At 73.1% G+C, this 15,159-nt stretch carries 12 protein-coding genes; 3 read left to right on the top strand and 9 right to left on the bottom strand.

All coding sequences use genetic code 11. The features are described 5' to 3' along the window. Positions 1 to 66: 66 nt before the first annotated feature. Entirely contained in the window at positions 67 to 1,047 is a 981-nt protein-coding gene (locus ABZ479_RS00180; RefSeq protein WP_500459074.1) for a LysR family transcriptional regulator, read from the bottom strand. Positions 1,048 to 1,110: 63 nt separating this feature from the next. Between ABZ479_RS00180 and ABZ479_RS00175 the strand changes: the two genes are divergently transcribed. Then, positions 1,111 to 2,397 (top strand): MFS transporter, encoded by a 1,287-nt coding sequence (locus ABZ479_RS00175; RefSeq protein WP_500459073.1) that lies wholly within the window; start codon positions 1,111 to 1,113, stop codon positions 2,395 to 2,397. Positions 2,398 to 2,466: 69 nt separating this feature from the next. Here the strand turns inward: ABZ479_RS00175 and ABZ479_RS00170 are convergent, their stop codons facing one another. The 8 genes from ABZ479_RS00170 to ABZ479_RS00135 form a co-directional block, all read right to left on the bottom strand. Further along, on the bottom strand, positions 2,467 to 3,744 hold the full coding sequence (locus ABZ479_RS00170) for a thymidine phosphorylase (RefSeq protein WP_500459072.1): 1,278 nt from the start codon (positions 3,742 to 3,744) through the stop codon (positions 2,467 to 2,469). Positions 3,745 to 3,759: 15 nt separating this feature from the next. Further along, positions 3,760 to 4,182 carry a cytidine deaminase gene (locus ABZ479_RS00165; protein WP_500459071.1) on the bottom strand — a complete coding sequence of 141 codons (423 nt, stop codon included), beginning with the start codon at positions 4,180 to 4,182 and terminating at the stop codon, positions 3,760 to 3,762. Next, on the bottom strand, positions 4,179 to 5,468 hold the full coding sequence (locus ABZ479_RS00160; RefSeq protein WP_500459070.1) for an ABC transporter permease: 1,290 nt from the start codon (positions 5,466 to 5,468) through the stop codon (positions 4,179 to 4,181). Before ABZ479_RS00160 ends, ABZ479_RS00165 begins: the two co-directional genes overlap by 4 nt. After that, positions 5,465 to 6,580: an ABC transporter permease gene (locus tag ABZ479_RS00155; protein WP_500459069.1), complete on the bottom strand. Its 1,116-nt coding sequence runs from the start codon at positions 6,578 to 6,580 to the stop codon at positions 5,465 to 5,467. Before ABZ479_RS00155 ends, ABZ479_RS00160 begins: the two co-directional genes overlap by 4 nt. Beyond that, entirely contained in the window at positions 6,577 to 8,127 is a 1,551-nt protein-coding gene (locus ABZ479_RS00150; protein ID WP_500459068.1) for an ABC transporter ATP-binding protein, read from the bottom strand. The genes ABZ479_RS00155 and ABZ479_RS00150 overlap by 4 nt, the downstream gene beginning before the upstream one ends. 257 nt (positions 8,128 to 8,384) lie before the next feature. Continuing rightward, positions 8,385 to 9,440, bottom strand: a complete 1,056-nt coding sequence (locus ABZ479_RS00145; protein ID WP_499606613.1) for a BMP family lipoprotein — start codon at positions 9,438 to 9,440, stop codon at positions 8,385 to 8,387. A gap of 154 nt (positions 9,441 to 9,594) precedes the next feature. Next, the gene (locus ABZ479_RS00140) at positions 9,595 to 10,797 is read right to left on the bottom strand and encodes a M20 family metallopeptidase (protein ID WP_500459067.1); all 1,203 of its coding nucleotides are present in this window, start codon (positions 10,795 to 10,797) and stop codon (positions 9,595 to 9,597) included. Positions 10,798 to 11,117: 320 nt separating this feature from the next. After that, positions 11,118 to 12,680 carry a glycosyltransferase gene (locus ABZ479_RS00135; RefSeq protein WP_500459066.1) on the bottom strand — a complete coding sequence of 521 codons (1,563 nt, stop codon included), beginning with the start codon at positions 12,678 to 12,680 and terminating at the stop codon, positions 11,118 to 11,120. A 205-nt stretch (positions 12,681 to 12,885) separates the two neighbouring features. Here ABZ479_RS00135 and ABZ479_RS00130 point away from each other — a divergent pair, with 205 nt between their 5' ends. Together ABZ479_RS00130 and ABZ479_RS00125 are read left to right on the top strand one after the other, a co-directional pair. After that, entirely contained in the window at positions 12,886 to 14,751 is a 1,866-nt protein-coding gene (locus tag ABZ479_RS00130; RefSeq protein WP_500459065.1) for an AbeC-like domain-containing protein, read from the top strand. Next, on the top strand, positions 14,748 to 15,128 hold the full coding sequence (locus ABZ479_RS00125; RefSeq protein ID WP_500459064.1) for a hypothetical protein: 381 nt from the start codon (positions 14,748 to 14,750) through the stop codon (positions 15,126 to 15,128). Before ABZ479_RS00130 ends, ABZ479_RS00125 begins: the two co-directional genes overlap by 4 nt. The last annotated feature ends 31 nt before the right edge of the window (positions 15,129 to 15,159 follow it).

Genomic DNA, 15,159 nt, shown 5'->3' with positions numbered 1-15,159 from the left:
CGTCCCCTGCCCGCACGGGTCCCAGGTCGCAGGCACCCGTCACTCGCCCCGGACCGGCCGGCGCCGTCAGGCGGGGAGGAGTTGGCCGCGCCGGCTCAGGAGGAACTTCTTGAACGCGGCGACGGGGGCCGTGTCGGCGTGGCCGCCGAGCCAGGCCACCCCGATCTCGCGGACCGCGCGCGGGGCCGTGACGGTCAGCTCCACGACGCCCGGACGCGGCACGAGCGGGGGAGGCAGCAGGGCCACGCCCAGGCCGGCGGCGACCAGCCCGCGCAGGGTCTCGGCCTCCTCCCCCTCGAAGCCCACCCGCGGGGTGAAGCCCGCCTCCGCGCACAGGGCGTCGGTGATGCGCCGCAACCCGTACCCGGCCTCCAGGCTCACGAACAGCTCCCCGGAGGCCTCCGCCAGGCGCACCCTGCGGCGGGTCGCGAGCCGGTGGTCGGCGGGGACGACCAGCCGCAGCCGCTGCTCGTCCAGGCGGCGGACGACCAGGTCCGGGGCGTCCGGCACCGGTGAGGTCAGGCAGAGGTCCAGCTCGCCCGCGCGCAGCCCGGCGAGCATCGCCTCGCCGTAGTTCTGCACCAACTGGAAGCGGATCCGCGGGTGGTCGGCGCGGAAGGCGCGCAGCAGCGCCGGTACGGTCTCCGGGCCGAGGGTGTGGAGGAAGCCGAAGGCGACCCGTCCCGACTGGGGGTCGGCCGCGGCGCGCACGGACTCCGCCGAGCGCTCCACCTCGCCCAGCGCCCGCTCCACGGAGGCGAGGAAGCCGCGGCCGGCGGGGGTGAGCGAGACCGTACGGCCCTGCCGGGCGAAGAGCGTCACGCCCAGGTCGAGTTCGAGCCGGGCCATCGCCCGGCTCAGCGTGGACTGCGGCACGCCGAGCTCACGCGCCGCGCGGGTGACGTGCTCGTGCCGCGCCACGGCGGCGAACTGGGCCAGCCGGGGCGCCAGCACCGCCGCCCAGGACGCGCTGTCCAGCTCCGCCCGCATGTCTGTTGCGTCACGGGACTGCGACGGCGATCGGGCTGACCTCGCTTCATGCACCATGGGAACGATTATGGGCGCCGTGTGCATTGGACGCATGAAACGGGCCAGGCCTAGCGTGAAGACATGCCTCCCGCCGATACGGGGGCGTCCACCATGACACGGCCGGGCGCCGCCCCCTCCGCCTCCTCATCCGCCACGCTCCGGCCGGGTGAGCCCGGCTACCGCCGCGCCAACCTGGCCCTGTTCGCCGCGGGTCTCGCCACCTTCGCACTGCTCTACTCGACGCAGGCCCTGCTCCCGGCGCTCTCCACGGGGCTGTCCCTGAGTCCGGCCCAGGCCAGCCTCACCGTGTCGGCCACCACCGCCGCGCTGGCGCTGGCCCTGCTGCCGGTGAGCGCGCTCAGCGAGAAGTACGGGCGCACGCCGGTGATGACGGCGTCGGTCTTCAGCGCCTCGGCGCTGGCCCTTGCCGTCCCCTTCGCGCCGGACCTGACCACCCTGGTCGTGCTGCGCGCCGCGCAGGGCGTGGCCCTGGCCGGGCTGCCGGCGACCGCGATGGCGTACCTCGGCGAGGAGATCCACCCCAAGGCCGTCGCCTCGGCGATCGGCCTCTACGTCGCGGGCAACAGCATCGGCGGCATGAGTTCCCGGGTCCTGACCGGCGCCGTGGCACAGGCCTTCGGCTGGCGCGCCGCGCTGTTGGCCGCGGGCGCGATGGCGGTGCTGTGCGCCGTCGCCTTCCGCCTGCTGATCCCCACCGCCCGCAACTTCCGTCCCGGCCCGGTCAGTCCCGTCGCGCTCCGGCACACGGTCACCGGCCACCTGCGCACCCCGCTGCTGCGCCGGCTCTACCTGATCGGGCTGCTGTTCATGGCGGTCTTCGGCGCCGTCTACAACGTGCTGGGCTACCGGCTGGCCGCCGCGCCCTTCGGCCTGTCGCAGACCGCGATCGGGCTCATCTTCCTGGTCTACCTGGTCGGCACCGGCGCCTCCGCGGCCTCTGGCGTCCTGCACGGCCGTCTCGGCCGGCGCGGCGCCCTCTACGTCGCCGTGGCGCTGGCCACGGGCGGGCTGCTGCTCACCCTCGCGGGCTCCCTCGCCGCCGTGCTGACCGGTCTGGTGCTCATCACGGCCGGCTTCTTCACCGGGCACTCCATCGCCTCCGGCGCGGTCAGCCGTACCGCCACCACCGGCCGCGCCCAGGCCTCCGCGCTCTACCTGACCGCGTACTACATCGGCAACAGCCTCGGCGGCACCCTCGGCGCCTCCGCCTTCCACTCCGCCGGCTGGAACGGCACCGTCGCCCTGTGCCTGGCCGCCGTCCTGGGCGTCGCGGGCATCACCCTGCACGCGACCCGGCGCGCGGCGGCGGACCGGCGGCTCGCCCTCCCGGCGGGACGGGTGGTCTGACCGGCCGGGAAGCGGAACGGGACCGGTGGAAGTCCACCGGTCCCGTTCCGTGCCGCGGGGTGGCCCCGCTCAGGCGATGCGGTCCAGCACGATCGGCTCCGGCGTGAACGCCGTGCCCGCCGGGGAGATCTCGACGCCGCCGGCGAGTGCCTCCAGCGCGTAGCCGAACTTCTCCGGGGTGTCGGTGTGCAGGGTGAGCAGCGGCTGGCCCTCGGTGACCGTGGCACCCGGCTTGGCGTGCAGCTCGATGCCCGCGCCGGCCTGCACCGGGTCCTCCTTGCGCGCCCGGCCGGCGCCCAGGCGCCAGGCGGCGACACCGACGGCGTAGGCGTCCAGGCCGGTGAGGACACCGGAGCGCTCGGCCGTCACGACGTGCTGCTCGCGCGCGACGGGCAGCGCCGCGTCCGGGTCGCCGCCCTGGGCGGCGATCATGCGGCGCCACACGTCCATGGCGGAGCCGTCGGCGAGCGCCTTGGCCGGGTCGGCGTCCTTGAGGCCCGCCGCGTCGAGCATCTCGCGCGCCAGGGCGAGGGTCAGCTCGACCACGTCGGCCGGGCCGCCGCCCGCCAGCACCTCGACGGACTCACGGACCTCCAGCGCGTTGCCGGCGGTCAGGCCCAGCGGGGTGGACATGCCGGTGAGCAGCGCCACCGTCCGCACCCCGTGGTCGGTGCCCAGCCCCACCATCGTGGAGGCCAGTTCCCGGGCCTGCTCCAGGTTCTTCATGAAGGCGCCGGAGCCGACCTTGACGTCCAGGACGAGCGAGCCCGTGCCCTCGGCGATCTTCTTGGACATGATCGAGGAGGCGATCAGCGGGATCGCCTCGACGGTGCCGGTGACGTCGCGCAGCGCGTACAGCTTCTTGTCGGCCGGGGCGAGGCCGTCGCCCGCGGCGCAGATGACGGCGCCGGTGTCGCCCAGGACCCGCAGCATCTCCTCGTTCGACAGCAGCGCCCGCCAGCCGGGGATGGACTCCAGCTTGTCCAGCGTGCCGCCGGTGTGGCCCAGGCCCCGGCCGGAGAGCTGGGGGACGGCCGCGCCGCACGCCGCGACCAGCGGCGCGAGCGGCAGCGTGATCTTGTCGCCGACGCCACCGGTGGAGTGCTTGTCGGCCGTGGGACGGGGCAGCGAGGAGAACTCCATGCGCTCGCCGCTGGCGATCATCGCGGCCGTCCAGCGCGCGATCTCGGCCCGGTCCATGCCGTTGAGCAGGATCGCCATGGCGAGCGCGGACATCTGCTCGTCGGCGACCTCACCCTTGGTGTAGGCGTCGATGACCCAGTCGATCTGGTCGTCGCCGAGGCGGCCGCCGTCGCGCTTGGTGCGGATGACGGAAATGGCGTCCATGGTTCACGTACCTTCTTAGCGGTTGATCAGGTCGTCCGGGCCGAACGCGTCGGGGAGGACGTCGCGCATCGTGCGGATGCCGTCGGACATCTCCACCAGCAGTTCGGGGCCGCCGTGCTCCCACAGGAGCTGACGGCAGCGGCCGCACGGCATCAGCTGGTCGCCCTTGCGGTCGACGCAGGTGAAGGCGACGAGCCGGCCGCCGCCGGTGGCGTGCAGGATCGACACCAGGCCGCACTCGGCGCACAGGCCGAGGCCGTAGCTGGCGTTCTCCACGTTGCAGGCCGAGATGACCCGCCCGTCGTCCACCAGCGCGGCAGCGCCGACGGGGAACCGGGAGTACGGGACGTAGGCCCGGGACATGGCGTCCCGGGCCTGCGCCCGCAGGCCTTCCCAGTCGACGTCGTCGACGCCGGCCCGGCCCGCGGTGTCGCTCACTTGCCCTGGCCCTTCCGGTACCTCATGCCGTCAGCCTTGGGCATCCGCAGGCGTTGTGCCGACAGGGAGAGCACCAGCAGGGTGACGACGTACGGGGTCGCGCCCACGAACTCGCCGGGCACCTCGTCGGTCAGCAGGTACCAGCCCAGCACCAGCGCGCCGACGACGAGGCTGACGCCGCCCTGCCAGAAGCTCCGCTTCCACAGCTTCCAGGCCGCGAGCAGCACCAGCAGGACCACCAGGAGCAGCAGCAGCGCGTGCACCGTGGGGCCGCCGTTGCGCAGCTGGAGCGCGTCGGAGTAGCCGAAGAGGCCGGCGCCGGTGGCGAGGCCGCCGACCCGCCAGTTGCCGAAGATCATCGCGGCGAGGCCGATGTAGCCGCGCCCGCCGGTCTGGCCCTCGAGGTAGATGTGCGCGGGCACCATCGCGAGGAAGGCGCCACCGAGGCCGGCCAGACCGCCGGAGGCGATCACGGCGATGTACTTGTACAGGTACACGTTGACGCCGAGCGACTCGGCCGCGACCGGGTTCTCGCCGCAGGAGCGCAGCCGAAGGCCGAACGGGCTGCGCCACAGCAGGAAGAAGCTGCCGACGAAGAGCACCACCGCGACCAGCGTCAGCGCGGACACGTCGGTGACCAGGCCGCCGAGGATGCCGGCGAGGTCGGAGACGAAGAACCAGCCGTGCTTCTCGATGCTCGCCAGCCCGTCGGACAGGCCCGGGACGTCGAACGACGGCAGGGAGTCGACCGGCGGGGACTGCTTGGGGTTGCCGCCCTTGGTGGCCGCGTCGCCGGTGGAGAACCACAGCTTGGCGAGGTACTGGGTGGCACCCAGCGCCAGGATGTTGATGGCCACGCCGGAGATGATGTGGTCGACGCCGAAGGTGACGGTGGCGACCGCGTGGATCAGGCCGCCGAGCGCACCGCCGACGACACCGGCGAGGACGCCCACCCAGGGGTTGGTCTGCCAGCCGGCCCAGGCACCGAAGAAGGTGCCGAGGATCATCATGCCCTCGAGGCCGATGTTGACCACGCCGGAGCGCTCGGACCACAGGCCGGCGAGGCCGGCCAGGCCGATCGGCACGGCGAGGCCGAGCGCTGCGGTGATCTGGCCCTGGGCGGTGAGCTGGTCCTGGCCGGTGATGATCCGTACCACCGACACCAGCGCGATCGCGGCGGCGATGATCAGCAGGACCACCGGGAAGGAGAGGCGGCCCTTGCGGCCCTTGGCCCCTGCGGCCTTGGGAGCCGCGGGCGGCGGGGTCTGGGTCGTCGTGGCGGTCACGCCGTCACCTCCTTCTTGGTGCGGGCCTGGGCGGCGAGCTCCTCGCCGACCTTCTGCTGCTGGCGCTTGAGGCCGTAGCGGCGGACGACCTCGTAGGCGATGACGACGCTCAGGACGATGACGCCCTGCATCACGCCGACGATCTCCTTGTCGTAGCCCTCGAACTCCAGGCGGCCCGAGCCGCGCTCCAGGAAGCCCCACAGCAGGGCGGCCAGCGCAACGCCGACCGGGTTGTTGCGGCCCAGCAGGGCCACCGAGATGCCGGTGAAGCCGATGCCGGCCGGGAAGAGGTCGGCCCCGTAGGCGTGGGTGTCGTTCAGCAGCAGCGGCAGGCCGGTGAGACCGGCCAGGCCGCCGGAGATCAGCATGCTGGTGACGACCATGCGCTTGACGCTGACGCCGCTGGCGGTGGCGGCGCTCTCGGACAGGCCGACGCTGCGCAGGTCGAAGCCGAAGCGGGTGCGGCCCAGCACGAACCAGTAGCCGACGCCGATGATCACGGCGAGCACGACGAAGCCGTAGATCTGGCCGACGTCCTCGCCCATGTCGAAGTTGAACAGGTGGCCGGAGGAGGGCAGCGGCGTGGTCGACACCGAGGTGCCCGCCTCGTCGAGGTGGCCGAGCCGGCCGTCCTTGAGCAGGTAGCCGACGATGGACAGGGCGATCGCGTTCAGCATGATCGTCGCGATGACCTCGCTGACCCCGCGCGAGGTCTTCAGCACACCCGCGATGCCGGCCCACATCGCGCCGACGGTCATGGCGACCACGATGATCAGCGGGATCTGCAGGAAGCCCGGCAGCGACACCGCGCCGCCGACGGCCGCGGCGAAGAACGCGCCCAGGCGGTACTGGCCCTCGACACCGATGTTGAACAGGTTCATGCGGAAGCCGACGGCGACCGCGATGCCCGCGATGTAGTACGTGGTCGCCTTGTTGATGATCTCGACCTGGCTGTCGCTCTTGAAGCCGTAGTCGAACATCGTCCCGAAGGCGCCGAACGGCTCCTTGCCCGTGGCGAGCAGCACCAGCGCCGTGATCACGAACGCGGCCACGAGCGCCAGCACGGGGGCGGCGATGGCGAGGAGCACCCGCTCCTTGTCGAACTTCTTCATCGGTCCTCTCCCCCGTGGCCGGCGTCGCCGTCCTCGTGCTCGAGATGGCCGGCGGCCGCGCCGGTCATCGCGGAGCCCAGCTCCTCCGGGGTGATGGTGGCGGGGTCGGCGTCGGCGACCAGGCGGCCGCGGTACATGACGCGCAGGGTGTCGGACAGGCCGATCAACTCGTCCAGGTCGGCGGAGATCAGCAGCACGGCCAGGCCCTCGCGCCGGGCCTCGCGGATCTGGTCCCAGATCTGGGCCTGGGCGCCGACGTCCACGCCCCGGGTGGGGTGCGCGGCTATCAGCAGCTTGGGCCGGTGGCTCATCTCACGGCCGACGATCAGCTTCTGCTGGTTGCCGCCGGACAGGGACGCGGCGGTCACCTCGATGCCGGGGGTGCGGACGTCGTACTCGCGCACGATCCGCTCGGTGTCACGGCGGGCCGCGGCCGGGTCGAGGAAACCGCCCTTGCTGTTGGGGCGCTCGGTGACGTGGCCCAGGATGCGGTTCTCCCAGAGCGGGGCCTCCAGCAGCAGCGCGTGCCGGTGCCGGTCCTCGGGGATGTAGCCGATGCCGCCCTCGCGGCGCCTGCGCGTCGAGAGCTGGGTGATCTCGTCGCCGTCCAGGCCGATCCGGCCCGCGTCGGGCGGCAGGATGCCCATGATCGCCTCGACGAGTTCCGCCTGGCCGTTGCCCTCGACACCTGCGATGCCGAGGACCTCGCCCTTGTGGATGGTGAAGGAGATCCGGTCCAGGACGACGCGCTCGATGCCCTCCAGGTCGGTATCCGACAGGTGCAGACCGTCGACGGTCAGCATCGGGACGTCGGTGACCGTGGACTCGCGGGTCTCCGGCGACGGCAGCTCGCTGCCGACCATCAGCTCCGCGAGCTGCTTGGGGGTCGTGGTCGCCGGGTCGGCGGAACCGACCGTGGTGCCCCGGCGGATGACGGTGATCTCGTCGGCGACGGAGAGCACCTCGCCCAGCTTGTGGGAGATGAAGATGACCGTCAGGCCCTCGGCCTTGAGTTCGCGCAGGTTGTCGAAGAGCGCGTCGACCTCCTGCGGGACGAGGACCGCGGTCGGCTCGTCGAGGATCAGCGTACGGGCGCCGCGGAAGAGGACCTTCAGGATCTCGACGCGCTGACGGTCGGCGACACCGAGGTCCTCCACCAGGACGTCCGGGCGCACCCCGAGGCCGTAGGCGTCCGAGATCTCCTTGATCTTCGCCCGGGCCCTGCCGCCGATGCCGTACAGCTTCTCGCTGCCGAGGACGACGTTCTCGAGGACGGTGAGGTTGTCGGCGAGCATGAAGTGCTGGTGCACCATGCCGATGCCGCGGGCGATGGCGTCGCCCGGGTCGTGGAAGGTGACCCGCTCGCCGTCGACGGTGATGGTGCCCTCGTCCGGCTTCTGCATGCCGTAGAGGATCTTCATCAGCGTCGACTTGCCGGCGCCGTTCTCGCCCACGAGGGCGTGCACCGTGCCACGGCGAACCGTGATGTCGATGTCGTGGTTGGCCACGACGCCTGGGAATCGCTTGGTGATGCCGCGGAGCTCCACGGCGTTCTGGCTGGGGGGGCTGGACGCGTCGATGGCGCACTCTCCTCGCGGAAAAGAGCGGGGTGGGCGGGGTGTGGCGAACGTATCGCGAGGAGAGGCTTCTACACGCGTAGCGTTGCCAGATCCATAAGGGGATGAGTCACAACGGACACCGCGTGCGCGACACCCGGCTGAACGCAGGCGCGAGGCCCGGGAAGGGGGGAGCCTGGGCTGTCCCCTCCCGAGCCTCGCGCCCGGCGCTCATGAGAGACCGGACGTCACTTGACGGTCGTCTTGACCTTGATCTCGCCGCTCACGATCTTGGTCTTGGCCTCGTCCAGCTGGGACTTGATGTCGTCGATGAAGCCACCGCTGGTGGACAGGCCGACACCGTCCTTGGCCAGGTCGTAGGCGTTGGTGCCGGTCAGCGGGGCACCGTCCTTGACCGACTTGACCGCCTCGTAGACCGCGACGTTCACGTTCTTCAGCGCGGAGGTCAGGATCGAGTCCTTGTACTTCGCCAGACCGGGCTGCTCGTGCTGGTCGGAGTCGACACCGATCGCCCAGGTGCCGGACTTGCCGGCGACGGCCTCGATGGCGCCGTTGCCGGAGGAGCCGGCGGCCGAGTAGATCACGTCGATGCCGTTGTCCAGCATGCCCTGCGCGGCGGCCTTGCCCTTGGCGGGGTCGGAGAAGCCGGAGATGTCCGAGCCGGGGGTCAGGTACTGGGTGGTGACCTTGACCTTCGGGTTGGTCGCCTCGACACCCTGGCGGAAGCCGGCCTCGAACTTGTTGATCAGCGGGATGTCCACGCCACCGATGAAGCCGACCTTGTTGTCCTTGGTCTTCAGGGCGGCGGCGACACCGGCGAGGTAGGAGCTCTGCTCCTCGGTGAAGACGATGCTGTCGACGTTCTTGGCGTCGACGACCGAGTCGACGATCGCGAAGGTCGTCTTGGGGTACTTCTTGGCCGCGGCCGTGATGGACTCGGCGTACGCGAAGCCGACACCGATGACCGGGTTGTAACCCGCGTCGGCCAGGTCCTCCAGGCGCTGCTCGCGGTCGGCCTCGGTGTCCGAGGTCTTGGCGGTCAGCTCCTTCACCTCGACGCCGAAGTCGGCCTTCGCCTTGTCCAGGCCCGCGGCGGCGGAGTCGTTGAACGAGTGGTCACCACGGCCACCCACGTCGTAGGCGACGCCGACCTTCAGCTTGCTGCTGTCGCTGCTGCCGCTGGTGGTGTCACTGTCCTTGGAGCTGCTGCCGCAAGCGGTCGCAGTGAGCGCGAGAGCCGCGGAGGCTATACCCGCGGCGGCGATCTTGGTTACCCGGCGCAAGAGGGTACCCCTTCAACTCTGAGCGCCCCGTCCGGCGCTGGCTTAACCGGAGCTTAACGCGCGTAGATGTCAGGTAAAGGGGGGTTGGCCGCCCGTTATCGGATCGTCGCATTTCGGCCAGGTGACCCGGCCGTGTCGGCCGGGTCACCCACCGTCATGCGAGCAGCGCAGCGGAGGTGAAGAGCTCCACGCCGACCGTGATCGCGCCCTCGTCGACGTCGAAATCACCTTGGTGCAGATCACGCTTCGCCGTGTCCCCGACGGGCCGTACGCCCAGCCTCGCGAGCGCCCCCGGGACCTGCTCCAGGTACCAGGAGAAGTCCTCGCCGCCGAGGCTCTGCTCCGTGTCCTCGACGGTGTGCGCGCCGTAGCGGGCCGTCATGGCGTCGCGCAGCAGCTCGGTCGAGTCCGCCTCGTTCACCACCGGCGGCACGCCGCGGTGGTAGGTCAGCTCCCACTTGGCCCGGTACATGGCGGCCACCTGGTCGATCACCTCGTGGACCAGGTCGGGGGCCTCGTGCCAGGCGTTCAGGTCCAGGCAGCGGACCGTGCCCTCCAGCTCGGCGTGCTGCGGGATGACGTTGGCCGCGTGGCCGGCCTCGATGCGGCCCCACACGATGCTCATCCCGGAGCGGGGGTCGATCCGCCGGGCCAGCACGGCCGGCAGCTCGGTGGCCATCTTGGCGGCGGCCGTCACCAGGTCGGTGGTGAGGTGGGGGCGGGCCGTGTGGCCGCCCGCGCCGTCCAGCGAGAGCTCCAGCCGGTCCACGGCCGAGGTGATCGGCCCCTGGCGCAGCCCGATCCGGCCGACCTCCACCTTCGGGTCGCAGTGCAGGGCCAGGATCCGGCCCACGCCGTCCAGCGCGTTCGCCTTGATGGCGTCCAGCGCGCCGCCCGGCATGACCTCCTCGGCCGGCTGGAACACCAGCCGTACCGGACGCCTCAGCTTGCCCTCGCGCTCCAGCTCCGCCAGCACCAGGCCGGCGCCGAGCACCACCGTGGTGTGCACGTCGTGGCCGCAGGCGTGCGCCCGGCCGGGCACGGTCGAGCGGTACTCCACCCGCTTGGTGTCCGGGATCGGCAGCGCGTCGAGGTCCGCGCGCAGCGCCAGTCGCGGACGCTCCGGGTCGGTGGCGCCGATGTCGCACAGCAGACCGGTGCCGCCGGGCATCACGCGCGGCCGCAGGCCGGCCTGCTCCAGGCGGGCCTTGATCGCGGCGGTGGTACGGAACTCCTGCCGGCCCAGCTCGGGGTTCATGTGCACGTCCCGCCGGAACGCCACGAGCTCGGCCCGGAGGCGCTCGGGCAGTACGCCCAGCAGCGCACCTTCGGGTGCGGCGGGAACTGTGGGCGCCACTGGCACGGGATTTTCGGAGGGTTCGGAGGCTGAGTCGTTCACCTCCGACAGGCTAGACCGCATCTGTGCTCCCGATCACTACATCGCCGTAAATTCATGCCGCGCGAGGAAGAAAAACTCCCCCGTTCGGCGCGTACCCCGCCCCGTACAGGGGTATCAACCTGGTTTATCCCTCGCCACTCCATAGTGGCGCAACGATCGCCCGGCCGCGAGGCAACGCCCTGTGAGCGGCCCGGAACGGCCCAGCCGGCCCCGCCGTGGCCCGTGGGCGACCCGCGGACGGCCCGGAGCGAGGGTGCGCGGCGACACTCCGTGACGGTTCAGGCCAGGGCGACGGGTGCCTCGGAGGCGGACAGCTCCGGGGAGGGCCGGCGGGGGCCCAGGAGGCGGGCGTAGAGGTCGAGGAGCGGCTCGGACTGCTTCTGCCAGGACCACTCGCGCAGGACGTCCCCGCGCTCGTACGCCTTGCGGTAGCGGCGCGGATTGGTGAGCACGGCGCCCACGGCACGGACGAAGTCGGCGGTGTCCCCGGAGCGGAAGACCTCTCCGTTGCCGATCTCCAGGGTCGGGCGGGCCTGCACGCGGACGTCGCTGACCACCACGGGCAGCCGGGCGTGCGCGTACTCGAAGTAGCGGGCCGGGAGCGCGACCTGCCGGTCGGGGAGGCGGTGCATGGGGAGCACGCCGATGTCGGCCGAGGACAGGAAGCGCGGGATCTCCGCGGGCGGCACGTAGGGCAGCACGTGCAGCCGGCGGGCCACGCCCAGCTCGGCGGCGCGGCCGGTGAGGGTGCGGATCCAGGGGTCGTCCGGGTCGGGGACGATCAGCGCGGCGTGCAGGTCGTACAGCTTGGGCAGCGCGTCGACGACCGTGAGCAGGCCGCCGTCGGGGCCGGCGGAGCCGCTGTGGACCAGCAGCGGGACCTCGGGGGCGAGGTGGCAGCGGTCGCGGACGCCGGGCGGCGCCGGGGAGGGCGGCGGCTCGTGCGGCGGGGTGTTGCGGGCGACGGCCGGGCGCGCGGGCAGCCGATGGCGCTCGCGGAGGCGGTCCGCGTAGGTGTCGGCGACGGTGACCACACCGTCGGTGAGCGGTACGTAGCTGCGCTCGTGGGCGTCCCGGGCGACGGCGGCGCGCCGGGTGGCCTCGGCCTTGGCGGTGGTGTCCCAGACCACCTCCACCCGGTGCCCGGTGCCCTCGGCGCGCATCGCGGCCCGCACGGCGGTGCCCAGGGTGCGGTGGCCCAGGGCGTGCACGAGGTGCGGCCGCAGTTCGTCGAGGACCGGGCCGTAGGCGATCTCCAGGTCGAGCAGGAGCGGGTCGAGCCGGCGCCAGCAGCGCTTGCCGAGCAGCAGCCGGGTCGCGGTGGCGGCGGCCCCTTCTAGGGGACCGCCGGGAGTGGCGCGGCGGCGGACCGCGGCGCGGTACTGCGCCGAGCGCACCGCCGTCCAGGCCCGGCGCAGCACGTGCCGGAACCGCCCGGCCGCGTGGACCAGGCGGGCGGCGGCCTTCAGCGGTAAAGGGCGGTGGATCACGTCCAGTTCGGCCCCGCGCGAGGCCAGCAGGGACGCGTGGGCGGTGAGCAGCGCGGTGCGGTAGGCGTGGGCGTCGGCGCTGCGGTAGGCCAGGACGTGCCGCAGACCCGGACGGGGGCGCTGCAGCCGCCTGCGGTGGAGCGTCTCGGCGACGGTCACACGGATCAGCCGCACCCCGGCGGGCGCGGTGCCGGCAGCGGTGACCGGTGCGTCGGCGGCGCGGCCGATGAGGGTGACGTCGTACCCCGCCGCGGCCGCGGCGGCGGCGACGCGGTGCGCCCGGGAGTCACCGTCGAGCGCGCTGTCCGCGAGGACCGCGATGCGCGGCGCGGACCTCGGTGCCGTTGCCATGGATCAAGACAACCGGGTTCGGGTGACCGCTCGGTGAAGTGGATCTTGCGGTGAGCGGAACGACACCAGCCGCCGGCTCGCGCGCTCTTGCGCGCCCCCGCACTTCAACACGCCCCGGCGCGGCCGGTTTTCACCCTTGCCACGCCTTTCGGGAGCTTGTCACCGGCCTCCAGACTGGTGTGACGAGGGGAATGGGGTGGGGCGTGTGACATCGCGATACCCGGGCGCCGGGAGCGCGGGCGCCGCCGCGGGAACGGCGGCGTACGGCGCGGACGGCGGGGGTGTGGACGACGGGGGCGCGGATGGCGGGGGCGCGGACGCGGTGCCACCGCCCCGCCCCGCGCACGCGCCGCGGGCCCCGCGGGGGGTGTCCGCGACGCCGTACGGGGCCGAGGAGGACTGGAGCGCGTCGACCCGCTACATGTGTGCGGGGGCGCGCCTGGACGAGGGGTTCGCGCGCCGGGTGGTGCACGAACTGCGTCACGAGCGCTACCGGGCCTGCGCCCCTTCGTACGGGGTCGACCTCGACCGGGTCGGCGCCCACGCCGAGCAGACCCTGCGCGACCTGCGCAAGCGGGACCTGGCCGTCGGCGCCGCCTTCGTCCTGGCGCTGCTGGTCACCCCCGTGACCACACTCGCCTACTGGCTGGCGACCGCCTTCCTGCCCGGCGGCGCGCAGACGGGCCCCGTGGTGCCGGGACGGGTCCGCGTCCGGGAGGGGCGACGCGACCCGGCCGTCATCACGGTGCTGCGGGCCCTTGCGGTGCAGCTCGCCGTCCTGGCGGCGGCCTCGTGGCTGGGCGCCCTGGTGCCGTTCTGGCCGGGCGCCGGACCGGTGGTGACCTTCCTGCTGACGCTGGTGCTGCTGGTGGGCTGCCCCTGGCTGTTCACCTGGGAGCAGCGCAACGCGGCCTGGAAGGCCGTTCGCGAGCAGCTCACCCGGGAGGCCTTCGGCTCCCCGGCACAGGAGCCGCCCCGGGACCCGGAGGCGGCGGGGCTGCCGCAGTCCTCGGTGGGCGGCGACGCGAACCTGGTCGTCTACAGCGGCTACCGGCCCTTCGTGGGGGCGGGCGACGAGGTCACCTCGTGGTCCTTCGCGATGCGCCTCATCCCCGAGGGCCACGAACCGGGCTCCGGGCAGGAGCCGCCCCCGGTGCCCTTCGACACGGCCGCCCTGATCCGGCGGACGGCCGACGACCTGGACGCCCTGCGCGCGGCCGCGGCCTCCCCGGTGGACCGGATCCCCGGCCTGGAGGTCACGGAGAAGGTCTTCGTCCACGGCACGGAGCTACGGCAGAACGCTCTCTTCGGGGAGGCGGTGTTCTGGCCCGGCGCCGCGGGCCGGTGGCCGCCCGAGGACCGGCCGGCCGACCAGCTCTCCTCGGAGCGCATCGCCGCGGCCCGGGGCGTCGTCGACGGCCCCGTGCGGCACTGCCTGGCCGCGCAGGTCCGCAGCTGGGGGACGGACCTGGTGCTGTCGGTCTTCGTCCAGACCGCGGTGAGCGGGGCGACGCTGTACGTGCAGGCCGACACCCTGGTGCTGACACCGGTCCGGGAGGCCTACCGGGTCGCCGACTCCGTCTCCCGCCCCGGGGAGGCCGAGGAGACGGCGCCCGGGCTCGCCGAGGCGCTGCTGCTCAGCCGCTCGGTGCTGATGTCCGCGCTGCCGAACGCCTATGGCGAGCTGCGCGCCCCGGCCCGCCGCGAACGGGCCCTGCAGGCGCAGCGGACGGCCGTCGCCGGCGACCGTCGCCACGACTTCGGGGCCCGGATCAGCCTGCGCGAGCTGGCCTCCTCGCACGCCTACCGCGACTTCTTCCAGAAGGTGGACGTCACGCGCATCGGCAAGCAGATCGAGCTGCAGATCCTCGGGACGCTCGCCGAGTTCCTCGCCGAACACGGCCTGGACCGGGGGGACCTGACGCGGCACCGGAACGTCATCCTCAACCAGGGGATCATGATGACCGGCGGCTCCATGAGCGGCAGCATCGCGGCGGGCTCCGGCGCCGCGGCCCTCTCCACCGGCGGCCCGCCCCTGACCGGTGCGGACGGCACGGGGAGCGCGGCATGACCCCCCGGGATCCGGCTCCACGGATCAACCACGGCATCGTGATCGGGGGCGACGCCCGGGTCACCGGCTCCGCCCTGGCCGCCGGGCACGGGGCGTCCGCGCACAGGGGCGGCGCGGACGCCGGGACGCTGCGCGCGGCGCTGGCCGCGATCGGCGAACTGCGCCGCCGCCTGGACGGGTTGGAGGGCGCCGACGCCGCCCGGGAGGAGGCCGACGCCCTGGCGGCGGACCTCAGGGCGGCGGAGCCCGGCGGTGTGGACGGGCACCGGGTGGGCGAGCGGCTGACCCGGCTGCGGGCCCTCGTCGGCGACGCCACCGCGCTCACCGGGCTGGTCACGGCGGTCCACGAGAGCGTACGGGCGGTCACCGGTGGATGAGCGGCCACGCCGTGGACGGTCGGCGGCGGCG

The organism is Streptomyces sp. NPDC005722 (assembly GCF_040630935.1).
In the GTDB taxonomy this organism is placed as follows: Bacteria; Actinomycetota; Actinomycetes; order Streptomycetales; family Streptomycetaceae; genus Actinacidiphila.
This window is presented reverse-complemented; position numbering and strand designations above follow the sequence as displayed.

Excerpts from the sequence above, each read along its gene's own strand:
- ABZ479_RS00125 (WP_500459064.1), top strand. The coding sequence starts at position 14,748 with ATGACCCCCCGGGATCCGGCTCCACGGATCAACCACGGCATCGTGATC.
- ABZ479_RS00170 (WP_500459072.1), bottom strand. The coding sequence starts at position 3,744 with ATGGACGCCATTTCCGTCATCCGCACCAAGCGCGACGGCGGCCGCCTC.
- ABZ479_RS00135 (WP_500459066.1), bottom strand. The coding sequence starts at position 12,680 with ATGGCAACGGCACCGAGGTCCGCGCCGCGCATCGCGGTCCTCGCGGAC.
- ABZ479_RS00180 (WP_500459074.1), bottom strand. The coding sequence starts at position 1,047 with ATGGTGCATGAAGCGAGGTCAGCCCGATCGCCGTCGCAGTCCCGTGAC.
- ABZ479_RS00155 (WP_500459069.1), bottom strand. The coding sequence starts at position 6,580 with ATGAAGAAGTTCGACAAGGAGCGGGTGCTCCTCGCCATCGCCGCCCCC.
- ABZ479_RS00175 (WP_500459073.1), top strand. The coding sequence starts at position 1,111 with ATGCCTCCCGCCGATACGGGGGCGTCCACCATGACACGGCCGGGCGCC.